Origin of the sequence: Caballeronia sp. INML1 (genome assembly GCF_023631085.1) — a bacterium.
GTDB classification, from domain to species: domain Bacteria; phylum Pseudomonadota; class Gammaproteobacteria; order Burkholderiales; family Burkholderiaceae; genus Caballeronia; species Caballeronia turbans.
This window is the reverse complement of the sequence record NZ_JALQDT010000064.1, coordinates 117177-132392: the sequence shown is the minus strand read 5'-3', so window position 1 is coordinate 132392 and position 15216 is coordinate 117177. Positions and strand designations below refer to the sequence as shown.

16 protein-coding genes are annotated in these 15216 nt (G+C 65.2%); 7 read left to right on the top strand and 9 right to left on the bottom strand.

All coding sequences use genetic code 11. From position 1 onward, the window contains the following. Positions 1 to 20: 20 nt before the first annotated feature. From NCR38_RS26285 to NCR38_RS26255, 7 genes are all read right to left on the bottom strand, one after another. The gene (locus tag NCR38_RS26285) at positions 21 to 797 is read right to left on the bottom strand and encodes a class II aldolase/adducin family protein (protein WP_061116309.1); all 777 of its coding nucleotides are present in this window, start codon (positions 795 to 797) and stop codon (positions 21 to 23) included. Beyond that, complete coding sequence (locus NCR38_RS26280) at positions 775 to 1686, bottom strand: urea transporter (RefSeq protein ID WP_061116308.1); 912 nt, start codon at positions 1684 to 1686, stop codon at positions 775 to 777. The genes NCR38_RS26285 and NCR38_RS26280 overlap by 23 nt, the downstream gene beginning before the upstream one ends. A gap of 132 nt (positions 1687 to 1818) precedes the next feature. After that, on the bottom strand, positions 1819 to 2025 hold the full coding sequence (locus NCR38_RS26275) for a hypothetical protein (RefSeq protein ID WP_061116307.1): 207 nt from the start codon (positions 2023 to 2025) through the stop codon (positions 1819 to 1821). Positions 2026 to 2161: 136 nt separating this feature from the next. After that, complete coding sequence (locus NCR38_RS26270; RefSeq protein WP_061116306.1) at positions 2162 to 3301, bottom strand: iron-containing alcohol dehydrogenase; 1140 nt, start codon at positions 3299 to 3301, stop codon at positions 2162 to 2164. Between the two features lie 141 nt (positions 3302 to 3442). Further along, positions 3443 to 4528: a lipocalin-like domain-containing protein gene (locus NCR38_RS26265; RefSeq protein ID WP_061116519.1), complete on the bottom strand. Its 1086-nt coding sequence runs from the start codon at positions 4526 to 4528 to the stop codon at positions 3443 to 3445. Next, positions 4528 to 7071 carry an FtsX-like permease family protein gene (locus NCR38_RS26260; RefSeq protein ID WP_061116305.1) on the bottom strand — a complete coding sequence of 848 codons (2544 nt, stop codon included), beginning with the start codon at positions 7069 to 7071 and terminating at the stop codon, positions 4528 to 4530. The genes NCR38_RS26265 and NCR38_RS26260 overlap by 1 nt, the downstream gene beginning before the upstream one ends. Next, the gene (locus tag NCR38_RS26255) at positions 7068 to 7757 is read right to left on the bottom strand and encodes an ABC transporter ATP-binding protein (protein ID WP_061116304.1); all 690 of its coding nucleotides are present in this window, start codon (positions 7755 to 7757) and stop codon (positions 7068 to 7070) included. Before NCR38_RS26255 ends, NCR38_RS26260 begins: the two co-directional genes overlap by 4 nt. 182 nt (positions 7758 to 7939) lie before the next feature. Between NCR38_RS26255 and NCR38_RS26250 the strand changes: the two genes are divergently transcribed. The 4 genes from NCR38_RS26250 to NCR38_RS26235 all read left to right on the top strand — a co-directional run bounded on the left by NCR38_RS26250 (position 7940) and on the right by NCR38_RS26235 (position 11977). Further along, positions 7940 to 8659 (top strand): GntR family transcriptional regulator, encoded by a 720-nt coding sequence (locus NCR38_RS26250; RefSeq protein ID WP_061116303.1) that lies wholly within the window; start codon positions 7940 to 7942, stop codon positions 8657 to 8659. A 108-nt stretch (positions 8660 to 8767) separates the two neighbouring features. Further along, positions 8768 to 9559, top strand: coding sequence for an SDR family oxidoreductase (locus tag NCR38_RS26245; protein ID WP_061116302.1), 792 nt, complete (start codon positions 8768 to 8770; stop codon positions 9557 to 9559). Positions 9560 to 9576: 17 nt separating this feature from the next. Beyond that, positions 9577 to 10509 carry a 3-keto-5-aminohexanoate cleavage protein gene (locus tag NCR38_RS26240; protein ID WP_061116301.1) on the top strand — a complete coding sequence of 311 codons (933 nt, stop codon included), beginning with the start codon at positions 9577 to 9579 and terminating at the stop codon, positions 10507 to 10509. A gap of 142 nt (positions 10510 to 10651) precedes the next feature. Further along, positions 10652 to 11977 carry an MFS transporter gene (locus NCR38_RS26235; protein ID WP_061116300.1) on the top strand — a complete coding sequence of 442 codons (1326 nt, stop codon included), beginning with the start codon at positions 10652 to 10654 and terminating at the stop codon, positions 11975 to 11977. 12 nt (positions 11978 to 11989) lie between these two features. Here the strand turns inward: NCR38_RS26235 and NCR38_RS26230 are convergent, their stop codons facing one another. Both NCR38_RS26230 and NCR38_RS26225 read right to left on the bottom strand, forming a co-directional pair. Beyond that, on the bottom strand, positions 11990 to 12562 hold the full coding sequence (locus tag NCR38_RS26230) for a DUF1993 family protein (RefSeq protein WP_061116299.1): 573 nt from the start codon (positions 12560 to 12562) through the stop codon (positions 11990 to 11992). 67 nt (positions 12563 to 12629) lie between these two features. Continuing rightward, a complete protein-coding gene (locus NCR38_RS26225; RefSeq protein WP_250477803.1) occupies positions 12630 to 14144 on the bottom strand; it encodes a pyrrolo-quinoline quinone in 1515 nt (504 codons plus the stop codon). On the opposite strand from NCR38_RS26225, the gene NCR38_RS34365 reads away from it, so the two are divergent. The 3 genes from NCR38_RS34365 (at position 14131) to NCR38_RS26210 (ending at position 15200) form a co-directional block, all read left to right on the top strand. Beyond that, positions 14131 to 14523, top strand: coding sequence for a hypothetical protein (locus tag NCR38_RS34365; RefSeq protein ID WP_250477802.1), 393 nt, complete (start codon positions 14131 to 14133; stop codon positions 14521 to 14523). The genes NCR38_RS26225 and NCR38_RS34365 overlap by 14 nt on opposite strands. A gap of 128 nt (positions 14524 to 14651) precedes the next feature. Beyond that, positions 14652 to 14912: a hypothetical protein gene (locus NCR38_RS26215; RefSeq protein ID WP_061116297.1), complete on the top strand. Its 261-nt coding sequence runs from the start codon at positions 14652 to 14654 to the stop codon at positions 14910 to 14912. A gap of 57 nt (positions 14913 to 14969) precedes the next feature. After that, positions 14970 to 15200 carry a hypothetical protein gene (locus tag NCR38_RS26210; RefSeq protein ID WP_061116296.1) on the top strand — a complete coding sequence of 77 codons (231 nt, stop codon included), beginning with the start codon at positions 14970 to 14972 and terminating at the stop codon, positions 15198 to 15200. The last annotated feature ends 16 nt before the right edge of the window (positions 15201 to 15216 follow it).

Genomic DNA, 15216 nt, shown 5'->3' with positions numbered 1-15216 from the left:
TGTTTGAGTTGAACCGGTAATCAGTCGCGATACGACGCATCGATGCGGTCGAGCTTGCGCAATAGCGCAGGCCATTCGAGCGCGCCTTCGATGGCGTCGTCGTCGTGCAATTGCGCCGCCGTGCGCGTGACGACGTCCGGCGTCGGCACGATCACCTTGCTCACGCCCGCGAGCGCGCGAAGTTGAATGTCGCATGCCTTGACGAGCATATCCATCAGCACATAAGCCTCGGCGATGGTGCGCCCGAGCGTGAGGGGCCCGTGATTGCGCAGCAGCATCGCCCGATGCACGCCGAGGCTCGCGACGAGGCGTTCGCCTTCCGCCGGCGAAAACGCGAGGCCTTCGTAGTCGTGATACGCGAGATGGCCGTGAAAGCGCATCGCGTGTTGCGAGGCGGGCAGCAGGCCATGCGGCTGCGCCGAGACGGCGATCGCCTCGCGCACGTGCAGATGCATCACGCACGCGGCGTCTTGCCTCGCGGCGTGCACGGCGCCGTGCAGCGCGAAGCCCGTTGCGTTCACCGGATGCGCACTCGCGCCGATCACGTTGCCGTCGATATCGATCTTCACGAGATTCGACGCCGTGACTTCATCGAATGAAAGCCCGAACGGATTGATCAGAAAGCGCCCCGGCTCGCCCGGCACGCTCGCGGAAATATGCGTGTAGACGACATCGTCCCAGCCGTTGAGCGCGACGAGGCGATACGCGGCCGCGAGCTCGACGCGTGTCGCGGCTTCGGCCGCCGAACGAGGCCCGCTTTCCGCGATCCTGCGCTCAGGCGTGTGGGTGAACGACATGCGAATCTCCTTGTTCCGATGTTCCCGACAGGCGCCGCTGCAAGGCGATCGCGGCCCACGACGCCAGCACGAACGGCGCGGTCAATGCAGCAATGCCGATGCAATCTATCAAGCGTTCGATCAGCACCGCCGCGACGATCGCGATGATCGCATAGCGCTTGCCGAGCGGCGCGGCGGCGAGCGCCGCAAGCGCCGCGTTGAAGCCGCACGCGCCCGAGAGCACGACCGCATCGCTCGCGCCGCCGAGCCCGTGCAGTGCCGCGCCGAGCGCGCTGCCCGCGAGCGCCCAGCCCGCCCGCGACGGCCGCGACGCGAACAATCCCGCTGCGGTCAATGCGCCCGCGAGCGCGCCGGTCGCGAACGTGATCGGCGCAAGACCTGCGAACGCGGCCTGAAGCATCGGGATGACACCGGCGGCGACTTGCGGGATCGCGCCCGTATCGCCGCAATCAGCGAACAGCGGCAGCCAGCACCAGGTGACGATGATGGCGGGGCTCGAAAAGGCCGGCAACCGGTATTGGGAGAGTATGCGCGTGAGCTTGCCGGCGAGGACGGTCGCGAACATCGCCGCGACGATCGCGACGGCGGCGGCTTGCGATGCATCGCCGATGAACGCGAACGCGGCGAGCGCCGCGAGCGCGCCATTGAAGCCGTAGAGATCGGCGCGGAACGCGGGCGCCTCCTCATCTTCGATGATCACGCTGATGACGTTGCCCGTCAGCGTGCCGATCAGAAGGCCGCACGCGAGGCGCGGGCTCGCGCAGAGGACCGCGAGAAACAGCAGCGCGCCGGTCGCGGCATTGCGCTGGAGCACGATTTGCCCAATCGCGCGGGCGAAGCTGCGAAGTTGATCGCCGAAGGCGGCGTTCGAATGGAGAGCGGAGGTCATGCTGGGCGACGACGGCACGGGAAGCCGCCAGCATAAAGCAGCCCGCGCGCGCCGTGCGGCGGCGGGCCGAATAACCTGTATGCGAGTTGAAGCAGAGCGCGCGACGAACGTCGCGCCGGCAGGCGTTGAGGCTTAGTTGAAGGCCATCGGCACCAGCGGCGTCTGATCGCCCACACCGGGATTGGCCAACGACAGCTCTGTGCTTATTTTCACGATTTGCGTGACGTTTTCGCGGAAATTGGGGTGCTTTTCCCAAGTGATGTAGCTCGCGTCCATGACGGCGGACAGCGTGAGCAACGCAAAGGCGATTTTTTCCAGTACTTCGTAACGGCGGCGCATGATCGGGTCCTCAAACTTTGCGACATTTTAACAAACTTAAGGGTTTTCCCCTACTAGCATGTTGCAATGCCGCAAATGCGCCGCCGTTATTGCGTTAGCGCTCCGGCCCTCTTTCGCCGGACGCGTTGAGGCAGAGTCACATCGATGCTTCGAGCATCGCCTCGTAATCTTCACTCGACGCTTCGCGCGGATTCGTCTTATGACTGTGGTCCTTCAGCGCGCCCGCGATGATGCGCGGGAACAGTTCGCGCGTCACGCCAAGTTCCGAGAGGCCGCGCGGCAAGCCGAGCGTCGCGGTCATCCGGCGCACCGCCTCGCCGACTTCATCGCCGGACGTCAGGCCCATCGCCTGGGCGATGCGGTCGAGCTTGCCTTCGTCCTGCATCGTCGGCGCGCTGCTGTTGAACGCGATCACCGCCGGCAGAAAGATTGCGTTGAGCGTGCCGTGATGCAGCTTCGGATTGATGCCGCCGAGCGAGTGGCTCAGGCTGTGCACGCAACCGAGGCCTTTCTGGAATGCGAGCGCGCCCTGCATCGATGCGCTCATCATGTTCCAGCGCGCGGTGCGGTCGGAGCCGTCGCGGGTCGCTCGCTCGATGTGGCGCCACGCGCGCCACAGCCCGTCGAGCGCGATGCCGTCGGCGGGTGCATTGAACACGGGCGCCATGAAGGTTTCGAGGCAATGCGCGATCGCGTCCATGCCCGTCGCGGCGGTGAGCGCCGGCGGGAGGCCCATCGTCAGCCCGGGATCGCAGATCGCAACCTTCGGCACGACATGCGGCGAGATCACGCCGACCTTGCGGCCATCGTCGAGGATCAGGATCGCGCCGCGGCCCACTTCGCTGCCGGTGCCCGCGGTCGTCGGGATGGCGATGACAGGCGCGGTCTTCGCCGTGATGCGCGCGAGGCCGCCTTCGATGACCGCGAAGCTTTGCAACGGGCCATCGTGCGTCGCGCACACGGCCACGCCCTTCGCGAGATCGATCGACGAGCCGCCGCCTGCCGCGATCACGCCATCGCACTGATTCGCCTTGAACAATGCAACCGCTTCGCGCACGGCGGCCTCGTTCGGATTGGGCGGCGTTGCATCGAAGACCGGCACGGGCGATGACGCACCGAGCGCATCGATCACCGTATCGAGCAGGCCCGCTGCGCGAATCCCGGCGTCGGTGACGATCAGCGGACGGCGGATGCCGATGCGCTCGCACTCGGTGGGAAGCAGGCGCACCGCGCCGAAATCGAACTGAATCTGCGTGATGTAGTTGATGAGGGACATGGGTTTCTGGCTGAAGGTTATCGTCGTTGCCGTGGGGCCTTTTTTGGTGACCTCCGGCGGAGTCAGTATAGGTGCCTGTAACAGAGCGTGCATCGGGGCGCCGGATCGACGGCTTTTTCTCGCATCGTGTTCCAGCCGCGGTCAGCGCTTCTCCACCTCCAGCGTCTTCGCATACCCGGTCAGTTCGAGATATCCCCGTCCATTCGAGCCGTCACCGGCCAGCGTGACCGCACCCTCCCAATACAACGCCCCCGTCGAGTCGCGCGAGTCGAGCTCCTGATCGTCGATCAGCGGAGTCAACCGCCACCGCATCCCACCAACGCGCACATTCATCGCCACCGGATAGACCGTATCCGTACGCGGCGAGCGCCACCGCCGCTCCGGCGTGAACTCCACATCGCCCGGGCCGAATTGCCGCGTTCGACCGTCGCGGTCGCGCATCGCGGCATGCGCCCACACCGCGTGCCCATCACGCGCGCGGACCTTGAAGGCCATCAGCGCCGAGCCATCGTCGAGATTCGCGCCCAGCCAGTCCCAGCCGGCCGCATCGGACGACAAGAGCGTGCTCGACCATTCGTGATCGAGCCACGCGCGCCCCGTCACGGCGACGCTCGCATTCGCCTTCCCCGATGCCGAGGGCCGCGTGACACTGCCCGTTACCGTCAGTTGCGGCTCGCTGTAGTAGTAGCTCGCCTGTTCCGGCGACGGGCCCTTGCGCGAATAACCTTGCTCGCCCTGGATCATCGGCGGCTGCGTCGGGGTGAACGTGAGATGGAGCGCGAAACCGGCGGCATCGGCAACGACCTTATAGCGGCCGTCCGCTTCGCGCGTCATGCGCCACGCGTCGAGCTTGACGTCCGTGTTGCCGTCTTTCGCATACGCCAGGCCGAAGCCCTGCCGCGCGACGTTCTGATCGTGCACGAGCCGTCCGTACGCGGGATCCGACAGCGCCGCGTGCGCGATGATCAGTTGCGAGGGATCGAACGCGCTCGCGCCCTGCTTCTGTCCCGTATTCGAGCGAAAAAACGTGATCTGAAAACCGAGCGGCCGATGATCGGGCGTCTCGAGCCAGCCCGTCGCGTACCACCATTCCGTGCGATACGGCGGATGCGCGCCGCTATCCTTCGGCCATTCGATCGCGTGTCCCGGCGTGACGGGCGCGAACGTCGGTTCATCGGCGAATGCGGCCAACGGCAAGAACAGCCACGCGAGCAGCAGAATGCGCATCACCAGTCCTCCCGCACGGCGCGCACCGCATCCACCGACACGGCGCGGCGGCCCGACAGCACCGCAGTCGCGCACGACGACGCCAGCATCACGCACGCGATGATCGCGATCATCGTCCATGGAACATGCAGCGACATGCTCCAGTGAAACGACTGCGGATTCACGACGAACACGAGAATCAGACTGATCGCGAAACCGAGCACGCAGCCCATCGCGATGCCGAGCAGCGTGAGCCACCCCGCTTCCGATGCCAGCAACGCGAGAATCTGCGCGCGCGTCACGCCGACGTGCCGCAGCATGCCGAATTCGCGCGAGCGGGCGAGCGTCTGCATCGAAAACGTCGCGCCGACGCCGAAAAGGCCGATGACGATCGCCACCGCCTCCAGCAGGTACGTCACGGCGAAACTGCGATCGAAGATGGTCAGCGTGCGCGCGCGAATCTCGCCGGGCTGCGAGAACTCGAGCGCATCGCCGAAGGGAAGTTTCCTGATCGCGCCGATGACCTGCGCCGCGCTCGAACCCGCGCGCAGCGTGATCGCGACATCGGTCGCGGTCGTGTCGCCGGTGAGCCTGCGGTAATCGGCGATACGCATTTGCAGCGCGCCCGTCTGGCGCACGTAGTCGCGCCAGATTCCCGCGACGACGAAGCGCTCGTTCGCCTCGCTGACAGGCAGCGTCACGCGCTCGCCCACGCGATAGCCGTACAGATCGGCCATCGCTTCCGAGGCCCAGACCGGCGTTTCATCGGCGCGCCATGAGGAAGGCGGCAACACCGCGCCGGTCATCTGCAATGTCGCGCCGGGATCGGCGGCGTCGAGCTCGCGGGCGATCAATGCGACAGGCGGTTTCGCGGCATCGAGCGTCAGTTTCGACGCCCGCGTGAATGCCGCATGCGCGACGCCGTTCGCCGCGGCGAGCTGCATCTGCTGATCGGGCCGCAATCCGCCTGTATCGCCGCTCGATGCCATGCGCACATAGAGATCCGCCGACAGCAGATGCACGAGCCAGTCTTCCACCGATACGCGAAAGCTCGTCACCATGATCGCCATCGCGACGATCAGCGTGAAGCTCGACAGCACGCCGCCCATCGCGATGGACGCCTGCCCGGGCGCGTTGGCAAGACGCGCGAGCGCGAGCGTCGCGACGGCGCCGCGCGGCTTCATCGCGCGACGAAACACGATCGCCGTGAGTCGAGGCATCAACGCGATGCCGCCGACGAGCAGCAGCGCGACCGCGAGATATCCGGCAACGGGCGCATCGAAGACAGGCGGCGCCTGCGTCAGCGCGGCGCCGGCTGCCAGGCACGCGAGCGCGGGCCACGGCCTGCCGAGCGGCGCGAGCGCGGCTTCCTCGCTGCCCGCCTTCAGCGCCGGCGCGGGACGCGCGCGCGCCGCTTCGAGCGCCGGAACGAGCGTGCCCGCGAGCGCGACGCCGATGCCGAGCGCCAGAAAGATCGCGCTGGCCACGGGCTCGAAGACGACGCGCGGTTCGACGCCCGGAAAATATCCGCCGCCGAGATCGCTGCCGAAAAAGCGCAGCGCGAGCGCCGCGACCGTGAAGCCGAGCGCGATGCCGAGCACGCCGCCCACGACGCCGAGCAGCGCGCCTTCGAGCATGATCTGCCGCACGAGCGACGCGCGCGTCATGCCGAGCACGCGCAGCATCGCGAACTGCGCGCGGCGGCGCACGACGCCCGCCGCCTGCGTGGAGAAGACGAGAAACGCCCCGGTGAAGAGCGCGACGAGCGCAAGCACGTTCATGTTGATGCGATACGCGCGCGAGAGGCGGTCGGTCCGGCTTTCGATATCCTGCGTTTCCGTCACGACGAGGCGCGCGCCGAGTTCGCGTTGCAGCGTCTGCCGGAACGCGTCGCGATCGACGCCGCGCGCGAGTTGCAGATCGACGCGCGACAGCCTGCCGACGAGCGCGAAATGCGTCTGCACCGCGGCGATATCCATCACCGCGATGCGCTGCCCGGGACGCGTACGCGCGATGCCGCCCGCCACACGCAGCTTCACCGGCGAGGTCCCGCTCTGCAACTCGACGTATCCGTCATCGTGCGCGCCGAGCCACGTCTTTGCGGCCGAAGAAAGAAAGATGGCGTCGCCGGCGAGCACATCGAGCGATGCTTGCGGACGCGGCACGCCGGTCAGATCCGGCGCGACGCGTTTCGCGCGGAACACGTCGATGCCGAGCACCTTGAGCGGCGCGTTCCTGCCGGGCACGGCGGCATCGACTTCGAGCACGGGACTCGCGACCGCGACGCCCGAATACGTCGCGAGTTGCGGATAGATGTTCTCGTCGATGAAAAGCTGCGCGCCGCGCACCTGCAAGTCCGCTTGTCCCGACAGGCTTCGCGCGGCGGCGGAAAACTCGTTGAACGCCGCGCCGTTGATGAGCTGCACGGCATAGCCCAGTCCGACGCCCAGCGCGATTGTCAGCATGGCGACGAGCGCTCGTCCCCGGTGACTGCGGCATTGCGCGCCGAGCAGCCAGCGCGTGAGTGTGTCGAATCCGCGGCGCGGGACCGCCCTATCGCTCATCGCGCGAGCGTCGCGGCGTGCAACGCGCCATCGCTCAGAATCACGATGCGATCTGCAAAGGCGGCCGCCGCTTCCGAATGCGTGACCATCACGGTCGCGGCACGCGTCGCCCGCGTTTCGGCGCGCAGCAATTCGAGCACTTCGTGCGCGGTTTGCGGATCGAGATTGCCCGTGGGTTCGTCGGCAAGCAGCAATCGCGGCCGATGCACCAGCGCGCGCGCAATCGCCACACGTTGCAGTTCGCCGCCGGAAAGCTGGCGCGGCATGTCGTCGCCGCGTCCGTCGAGGCCGACCGCGGCGAGCATTGCGTACGCCGGCGCGGGCGGCATGCCGTTCAGCAAGAGCGGCACCGCCACGTTCTGATAGAGCGTCAGATGCGGCAGCACATGAAACGCCTGGAACACGAAGCCGAGCTTTTGCCGGCGCAGGCGCGTGGCGGCATCGTCGGAAAGCGTGGAAATCGATGTGCCGTCGATCAGCACGTCGCCGCTGTCGGCCGTATCGAGACCCGCGATCAGATTGAGCAGCGTGGATTTGCCGACGCCCGAATCGCCCATGATCGCGACGAACTCGCCCGCGCCGAGCGCGAAGTCGAGCGCGTCGAGCACGATGCGGCCGCCAGCGTACTTCTTCGTGAGGCGGCGGCATTCGAGGGCGGGAGAAACGTCGGAGTCGGTGGGTCGCATTGCGGATTGGCGGGGGCGATGTCGCGGTTCGGGAGTCCGCAAGCATTGTGCCCAACGCTCGCACTTTCAGCCCAAATGCGTTGCGCGCCCTGTCGGGTTATCCCTGATTCCGTTCGCATTGACTAAACCTCGTCGCGAAATCAAACTGTGATCACAGATCATAGATCAGCAAGGAAACACACTTGGCGCCCCGCTCTCTGACACAACCCCTGCCGCAGCTCGAAGTCATCGCGACGGAGACGATGGCGACCAAGGTCTATCAGCAACTGCGCGAAGCGATCATGAGCGGCAGCTTCGCCGCCGGTCAGCCGCTAAGCCTGCGCGGCGTCGCGGAAGCAGTCGGCCTCTCGACGATGCCCGTGCGCGCCGCGCTCACGCGTCTGCGCGCGGAAGGCGCGCTAGTGGATGGCCCGTCGCGCGGCCTGATGGTCCCGCCGATGACGCTCGAGCTGCTCGAAGAATTGCGCGACGTGCGTGTCGCGCTGGAAGGCTGCGTCGCCGAACGCGCGGCCGCCCGCATGACGAACGACGACGTCGCCGCCGTTCAGCGCATCTTCGACGAAATGGATGCACACGTCGAAGCCGGCGACGCACGCGCCTATCTGCGCTGCAACTTCGCGTTCCATACGCGCATTTATCGGCACGGTGCAAGCGACATGACGCTCGCGACGATCCAGAACATGTGGATGCGCATCGGTCCGTTCCTGAACATGGTGGCGCCCGACGTGGCGCACATGCGCGTGTCGATGCAGGCGCACCGGCAGATCATCGATGCGCTGTGGAAACACGACGGCGCCGCCGCGCGCGAAGGTATCGCAAAGGACATCCGCGACGCCGCGCGCGATCTCGAAGCGCATCTTCGTTCGCAGGAGACGCGCGTGCGGCGTCACGCGCAAAGCTGAACGAAGAAGGCGCAAGACGCGCCTGTTCACACGATTTTTAGTATGACTGATCGCCCCGAGCGAGGACGGCGCACGTCCCGCAAAACATAACCACAAAGGAGTCACCCGATGGATTTCATGAAACTGCTCACCCCGCGCGCAGGCCTGCGTGTGCTGATCACGGGCGGCGCGTCCGGCATCGGTCTCGCGATTGCCAAGGCGTTCGTGTCGACGGGCGCGCGCGTGCATGTCTGCGATGTCGATCCGAAAGCCATCGACGCGGTCTCGACCGTTTCGCCGTCGATCACCGGCACGCGTGCGGACGTCGCGAACAAGGACGACGTGAAGCGCGTTTTCGAAGACGTGCGGCGCGAACTCGGCGGCCTCGACGTGCTGATCAACAACGCGGGCATCGCGGGCCCGACGGGCGGCATCGACGCGATCGATTCCGACGACTGGGAAAAGACCATCGACGTGAATCTGAATAGCCACTACTACTTCTCGCGCGAGGCCGTGCCGATGCTGCGCGAGGCGATCGATGGCGGCGTGATCGTGTTCATGTCGTCGGTCGCGGGTCGTCTCGGCTATGGCTTTCGCACGCCCTATTCCGCGACGAAGTGGGCCGTGGTCGGTCTCGCGAAAAGTCTCGCCATCGAGCTCGGTCCCGACAACATTCGCGTGAATGCGGTGCAGCCGGGCATCGTCAAGGGCCCGCGCATGGAAGGCGTGATCGCCGCGCGCGCGAAACAGCTCGGCATCGGTTACGAGGAGATGGAGAAGCAGTATCTCGCGAAGATTTCCTTGCGCCGCATGGTCACGCAGGAGGAAATCGCCGCGAGCGTGCTCTATCTCAGCTCGCCCGCGGGCAGCGCGATTTCGGGTCAGGCGCTCTCCGTCTGCGGCAACGTCGAAACACTCTGAAGAACATCGAGGATCACATGGCAACGAAACGCAAGGTCATCATTACGTGCGCACCGACGGGTGCGATCCATACGCCTTCGATGTCGCCGTACCTGCCGGTCACGCCCGACGAGATCGCCGAAGCCGCGCTCGCCGCGGCGAAGGAAGGCGCGGCGATTCTGCATCTGCATGCGCGCGATCCCGAAGACGGTCACCCGACGCAAGACCCCGCCGTGTTCCAGCGCTTCCTGCCGCGCATCAAGTCGCAGACCGATGCAGTCATCAACCTGACGACGGGCGGCAGTCCGCACATGACGGTCGCGGAACGCCTGAAGCCCGCGCATCACTTCCAGCCGGAAGTGGCATCGCTGAACATGGGCTCGATGAACTTCGGCCTCTATCCGATGCTCGACCGGTTCAAGGAACTCAGGCACGACTGGGAACGCCAGCATCTCGAGAAGAGCCGCGATCTCGTGTTCAAGAACACGTTCGCCGATATCGAATACATCCTGACGTCGTGCTCGGCCAATGGCACCCGCTTCGAGTTCGAGTGCTACGACATCTCGCATTTGTACAACCTCGCGCACTTCGTCGATCGCGGGCTCGTCAAGGGACCGTTCTTCGTGCAGAGCGTATTCGGCTTGCTGGGCGGCATCGGCGGACATCCCGAGGATCTCGCGCACATGAAGCGCACCGCCGATCGTCTTTTCGGCAACGACTATGTCTGGTCGATTCTCGGCGCGGGGCGCAATCAGATTCCGCTCGGCTCGATCGGCGTCGCTCAGGGGTCGAACGTGCGCGTGGGTCTCGAAGATTCGCTGTGGATCGGGCCGGGTCAGCTCGCCGAGTCGAGCGCGGCGCAGGTACGCAAGATCCGTCAAGTGATCGAAGGCTTGTCGCTCGACGTCGCGACGCCCGCCGAAGCGCGTCAGATGCTCTCGCTCAAGGGCGGCGACAACGTGAACTTCTGATTTTCGAGCGCACGCGCCGCGCGATCGGCGCGTGCTCACGCCATTAAAAATACAACGCTTACGGAGACACTTTCTTGAAACGCCTTCCCGACACCGCATTACCCGCGCGCATCCCGCGCCCATTCTGATTCCGGGAGTCATCATGTCCAAGCCCACCACGACGAGCGCTTCGCACGCGTCGCTCAACCGCCTGATGCTGCGCAAGCTGATGCCCCTGCTGGTAATCGTTTATGTGATCAGCTTTCTCGATCGCACGAATATCGCGCTCGCGAAGCATTCGATGAGCATCGATCTCGGCATCTCCGCCGCGGCATACGGACTCGGCGCGGGTCTGTTCTTCCTGACCTATGCGGCCTTCGAGATTCCCAGCAACCTGATCATGCACCGGGTCGGCGCGCGTTTCTGGATCACGCGCATCATGGTGACGTGGGGCGCGCTCTCCGTCGCGATGGCCTTCGTCACCGGCGAGACTTCGTTCTACGTGATGCGCCTCCTGCTCGGCGCGGCCGAAGCCGGACTCTTCCCCGGCGTGATGCTCTATCTGACGTACTGGTTCGGACGCGAGGAACGCGCCCGCGCCACCGGCTACTTCCTGCTCGGCGTGTGCGTGGCGAATATCGTCGGCGGTCCGCTCGGCGGCGCGCTGCTCGAACTCGACGGCAGCCTCGGCTTTCACGGCTGGCAATGGCTCTTCGTGATCGAAGGGGTACCCGCGATCCTGCTGGCGTTCGTCGTGTGGAAGATGCTGCCCGATCGCCCGACGAGCGCGCCGTGGCTTTCACGCGAGGACGCCATTGCGCTGGAACGCCGCCTCGCCGCCGAACAGGACGCGCAGGGCGGCCGCCACGGCACGGGCGCGTTGCGCAGCGTGCTCGGCGACCGTCAGGTGTGGCTCGCGATTCTCGTCTACTTCTGCCATCAGCTGACGATCTACACGGTGATCTTCTTCCTGCCGGGCATCATCGGCGCGTCGGGGAAATTTTCTCCGCTGACGATCGGCCTGCTCAGCGCGACGCCGTGGGTCGCCGCCGCCATCGGCGCAGCCACGCTGCCGCGCTTCGCGAGCGATTCGTCGAAGAGCCGTCGCATCCTGATCGCCGGGCTCGTCATCATGGCCTCGGGCATGCTGATCGCGGCATGGGCGTCGCCGGTGATCGGGCTGCTCGGCGTGTGCCTCTCTGCGCTGATGTTCTTCGTGGTGCAGTCGATCATCTTCACCTTCCCGCAGTCGCGTCTTTCGGGCAGTGCGCTCGCGGGCGGCCTCGGCCTCGTCAATTCGTGCGGCCTGCTGGGCGGCTTCGTCGGACCGACGGTGATGGGCATCATCGAACAGACGACCGGCCGCGCGATGAACGGGCTCGTGTGTCTCGCGATCGCGCTGCTGTTCGCCGCGGTGTGCAGCACGCGCCTGCGTCACGGCAACGAGGATCGTGCCGACGACCAACGCGGCGTGATGTCGAACGCGTGACGCCCTGACGCTTCAACCCTGCGGCAACGTGCCGGGCCGGATATACGCGAACATATGCGCGACGTAATCCGGCTTGCCGAGCGGCACGCCGTGATGGCGCAGAATCGCGTACGCGGTCACGGCGTGAAAATAGAACTGCGGCAAGGACCAGTCGCGCGCGTACTGCTCGCCGGTCATATCGAAGACGATGCCGTTCGGCAGATCGAGCGCGATCTGCGCGTCGGTTCCGGTATCGAGCGCATCGGGCGCAAGGCTCGAAAGAAATGCGATCGCCCCGGCGATGCGCGCCTGCGCGTCAGCAAACGAGCCGGGCTCCTCGTTCGACTTCCATCCTTCTTCACGCACGCCAAGCAAGCTCTGCGGCACGTTTTCTCCGCGCAATCTGTACGCCGGCTCCTGCGCCTGAAAGCACACGAAGCGCACTTGCGCCGCGAGCGGATACATATCCGGCGCGAGACGCAGGGTCATGAGCGCATCGGGGTTCGCGTCCTTCTCCTGCTGCTGCGCCGCCGCCTTGTCGAGCCACGTCGAAAGGTTCTTCAGCGTCTGGACGAAGGTCGGAACGAGAAGACGGGTCAGTTGCATGAAATCGCTCCACGGGTTGAAGTTCCGCGATCTTATCCCGATGCGGACGTTTCCCATACGGAACGCTTCATCGCAAGCCGAATACGGCGACGCCGGTTTTCGTGCCCACGTAGACCTTGCCGTTCGCGATCGTCGGCGAGATGAACTTGTTATTGCCGAACTGATCTCGCGTGCCCGCCTGATTGCTGTTGTAGAGCTCGGTCGCGAGATTGCTCGCGTCGTACGCATGCAGCACGGCCGTGGGCGACGTGTTCTCGACGCCCCATACGATGCCGTTCGTGTTGCCGTTCGCGGAGATGACGGGCGCGAGACCCGGGAAATTCCAGTTGCCCGCCGGGCTCGTGGTCTGACTCGACGCGGCCGCCGCCACCACCGCGTTCACGACCGGCAGCGCCTTGAGGTGATCGCCCGCCGGGCCGATATAGATCGTGTTGTTGTAGAACGCGGGTGCGGTGAACAGCGGGCCGGTGATCGTCGAGTACAGCGGCTGATAGATGTGATCGGCATTCGAATCGAACTTGCCCATCGCGTCGCGATTCACGACATAGAGCACGCGCGTCTTGCCGCCGCCTATCGCGAGATGCTGCACGTTGCCGTTGATATCGGTGACATCGGGCAGGACCAGCACGCCGCCCGAGCCGAGGTCGAGGTCCGCGTTCGATTCCGCGACGGTGTCCGACGGCTCGAAGTAATCGGTCACCCGAAGTGCCAGCGCAGGCGTCGGCGTGACCTTGAGGAAGCCATTGCCGAAGTCGTTCTTGTTGGGCATCTCCTGCGCGTTGGTGGTCGGATCGAAGGTACCGTTGCCGTCGAGGAAATAGATCGACGTGCCATCCGATGCGAGACCCGCGCCGCCCATCCAGATGCCGCCCATCTGGCCATTCGGGGTGACATTCAGGATGCCCGTCTGCTTCAGCGTGTCCGCGCTGTAGCCCATGACCCAGCCCGTGTATGGCAACGCGTCGCAATGCGAACTCCATGCCGTATAGACGACGCCGTTCAAGAGCAGCAGCGACGCCCGCTCGATGTACTGAGCGGGCGTGAACGGCACGACGCCGTTCACGCTGCCCGAGCCGGTGCCGGGATACGAGCCGGTGATTTCCGTCGGGCCGCCGAAGAGTTCCGCGCCCGTCGCGATGTCGATCGCGTGAATGCGCTGGTGATACGCGCCGCCGCTGTCCTTCGACATGCCGACGACATACATCGCGCCATTCGGCCCGCGCGCGCGATCGATGACGGGCGTCGCCGTGATGCCGATGCTCGGGGTGGTCTGGTCGCAACCGCGATCGTCACTCGGCACTTCGCCCGCGAGCAGCGTGGAGACGTGCCAGAGCACGGTGCCCGTATCGGCGTCGAACGCGTAGATGCTCGCTTTCTCGGTTGCGACGTACAGCACGTTATGCGCTGCGCCCGCGATCGGCACGTTGCCGAGAAAGAGCGGCTGGGCATCGACGGGGCCATCGACGGTATAGAAGCCGAGCTTGCCGAACGTCGATGCGTTCACGTTGGCGAGCGTGAGCCGGGTCTCCGCGAGCTGCTGCGCGGTGCGCCGGATGTCGTTGTGATACGTGGTGACATCCATCGGCGTCGATGCGGACGGCTTGGTCGTCGCGGGCGTGCTTGCACTGGACGGCGCGCTCGCGCCGCTTGCCGGCGACGATGGACCCGACGCCGCAGCCGGGCCGGATGCCGATGACGAGCCTCCCGAAGCCGTGGACGGATCGGAGCTGGAGCTTCCCCCGCTGCATCCACCGATGATCGCTGCAATGGCAACTGCGGTTACGCCAACCGATAAATGCCCTTTCATCTGTGGATCTCCGTTCACCGGGCTCGGACCCGGTGCTGTGGCGATTATTGTCTGTGCCGGCTTAACAAGGGAAAAGATCGTCGGGCGACGGCTAGGAATTGGCGGAACGATGCGCGCGATCCATGTCCACGCGTATTTATTTCATCCGACTTAAGCGATCACCGGAAAAAAGTAAAAAAGCTTAAATCGGGTAAGACGACAAAAATTGAACGGTTAGGCTTATTGCTTACGAAATGTAGGACTGACACGCGGTACATCGAAAACATAAAACCTGAGAGACCGATGACCCAAACCACAGATCTCATCTACAAAGGCCACGTGCTGAGCGCGACGGCCGTGCTGGAACAGGATCGCTACACGGCAATGCTCATCGTGCGCGAACCGGACGGCACGCGCCGTTCGAGCGGCATGCTCGGCGAATTTACGAGCGCGACAGGCGCCGTGCGCTATGCATTTGCCTATGGCATGGCCGAAATCGATCATCGACAATCCATGCGACATCCGCCCCATTCGAACGGCGCTCGCGTTGTCCAGCACGCCTGATCCCGCGCACCCGGCGGCATGCATGCCGCTCGCGCTTCGACCACTTCGGCACAATCTATGATCATCTATCATCGGGGAGCGGCTTTTCAGCCCTCCGTCACTCAAGTAGGCAATGCATTCGTCGCAACCGCGTCCATTCTGGAAGAGGACGGCCATGCCACCTCGCTCGGCAATCTCGGCGCCTTCGCGAGCAGGGATGGCGCGCTCGGTTTCGCGGTTCGCTGTGCGACCGCTTTTCTGGACGGTGACGATATGCCGTTGCCGCCTTTCACGTTGACCACGCAATAGCATTGCAACGCGTCGG

What these genes read in the sequence shown, in the direction of transcription:
- NCR38_RS26260 (WP_061116305.1), bottom strand. Translation starts at nt 7,071, where the DNA reads ATGAGCGATAGGGCGGTCCCGCGCCGCGGATTCGACACACTCACGCGC.
- NCR38_RS26275 (WP_061116307.1), bottom strand. Translation starts at nt 2,025, where the DNA reads ATGCGCCGCCGTTACGAAGTACTGGAAAAAATCGCCTTTGCGTTGCTC.
- NCR38_RS26210 (WP_061116296.1), top strand. Translation starts at nt 14,970, where the DNA reads ATGATCATCTATCATCGGGGAGCGGCTTTTCAGCCCTCCGTCACTCAA.
- NCR38_RS26270 (WP_061116306.1), bottom strand. Translation starts at nt 3,301, where the DNA reads ATGTCCCTCATCAACTACATCACGCAGATTCAGTTCGATTTCGGCGCG.
- NCR38_RS26285 (WP_061116309.1), bottom strand. Translation starts at nt 797, where the DNA reads ATGTCGTTCACCCACACGCCTGAGCGCAGGATCGCGGAAAGCGGGCCT.
- NCR38_RS26215 (WP_061116297.1), top strand. Translation starts at nt 14,652, where the DNA reads ATGACCCAAACCACAGATCTCATCTACAAAGGCCACGTGCTGAGCGCG.
- NCR38_RS26230 (WP_061116299.1), bottom strand. Translation starts at nt 12,562, where the DNA reads ATGCAACTGACCCGTCTTCTCGTTCCGACCTTCGTCCAGACGCTGAAG.
- NCR38_RS26235 (WP_061116300.1), top strand. Translation starts at nt 10,652, where the DNA reads ATGTCCAAGCCCACCACGACGAGCGCTTCGCACGCGTCGCTCAACCGC.
- NCR38_RS26225 (WP_250477803.1), bottom strand. Translation starts at nt 14,144, where the DNA reads ATGGATGTCACCACGTATCACAACGACATCCGGCGCACCGCGCAGCAG.
- NCR38_RS26245 (WP_061116302.1), top strand. Translation starts at nt 8,768, where the DNA reads ATGGATTTCATGAAACTGCTCACCCCGCGCGCAGGCCTGCGTGTGCTG.
- NCR38_RS26265 (WP_061116519.1), bottom strand. Translation starts at nt 4,528, where the DNA reads ATGCGCATTCTGCTGCTCGCGTGGCTGTTCTTGCCGTTGGCCGCATTC.
- NCR38_RS26280 (WP_061116308.1), bottom strand. Translation starts at nt 1,686, where the DNA reads ATGACCTCCGCTCTCCATTCGAACGCCGCCTTCGGCGATCAACTTCGC.
- NCR38_RS26255 (WP_061116304.1), bottom strand. Translation starts at nt 7,757, where the DNA reads ATGCGACCCACCGACTCCGACGTTTCTCCCGCCCTCGAATGCCGCCGC.
- NCR38_RS26240 (WP_061116301.1), top strand. Translation starts at nt 9,577, where the DNA reads ATGGCAACGAAACGCAAGGTCATCATTACGTGCGCACCGACGGGTGCG.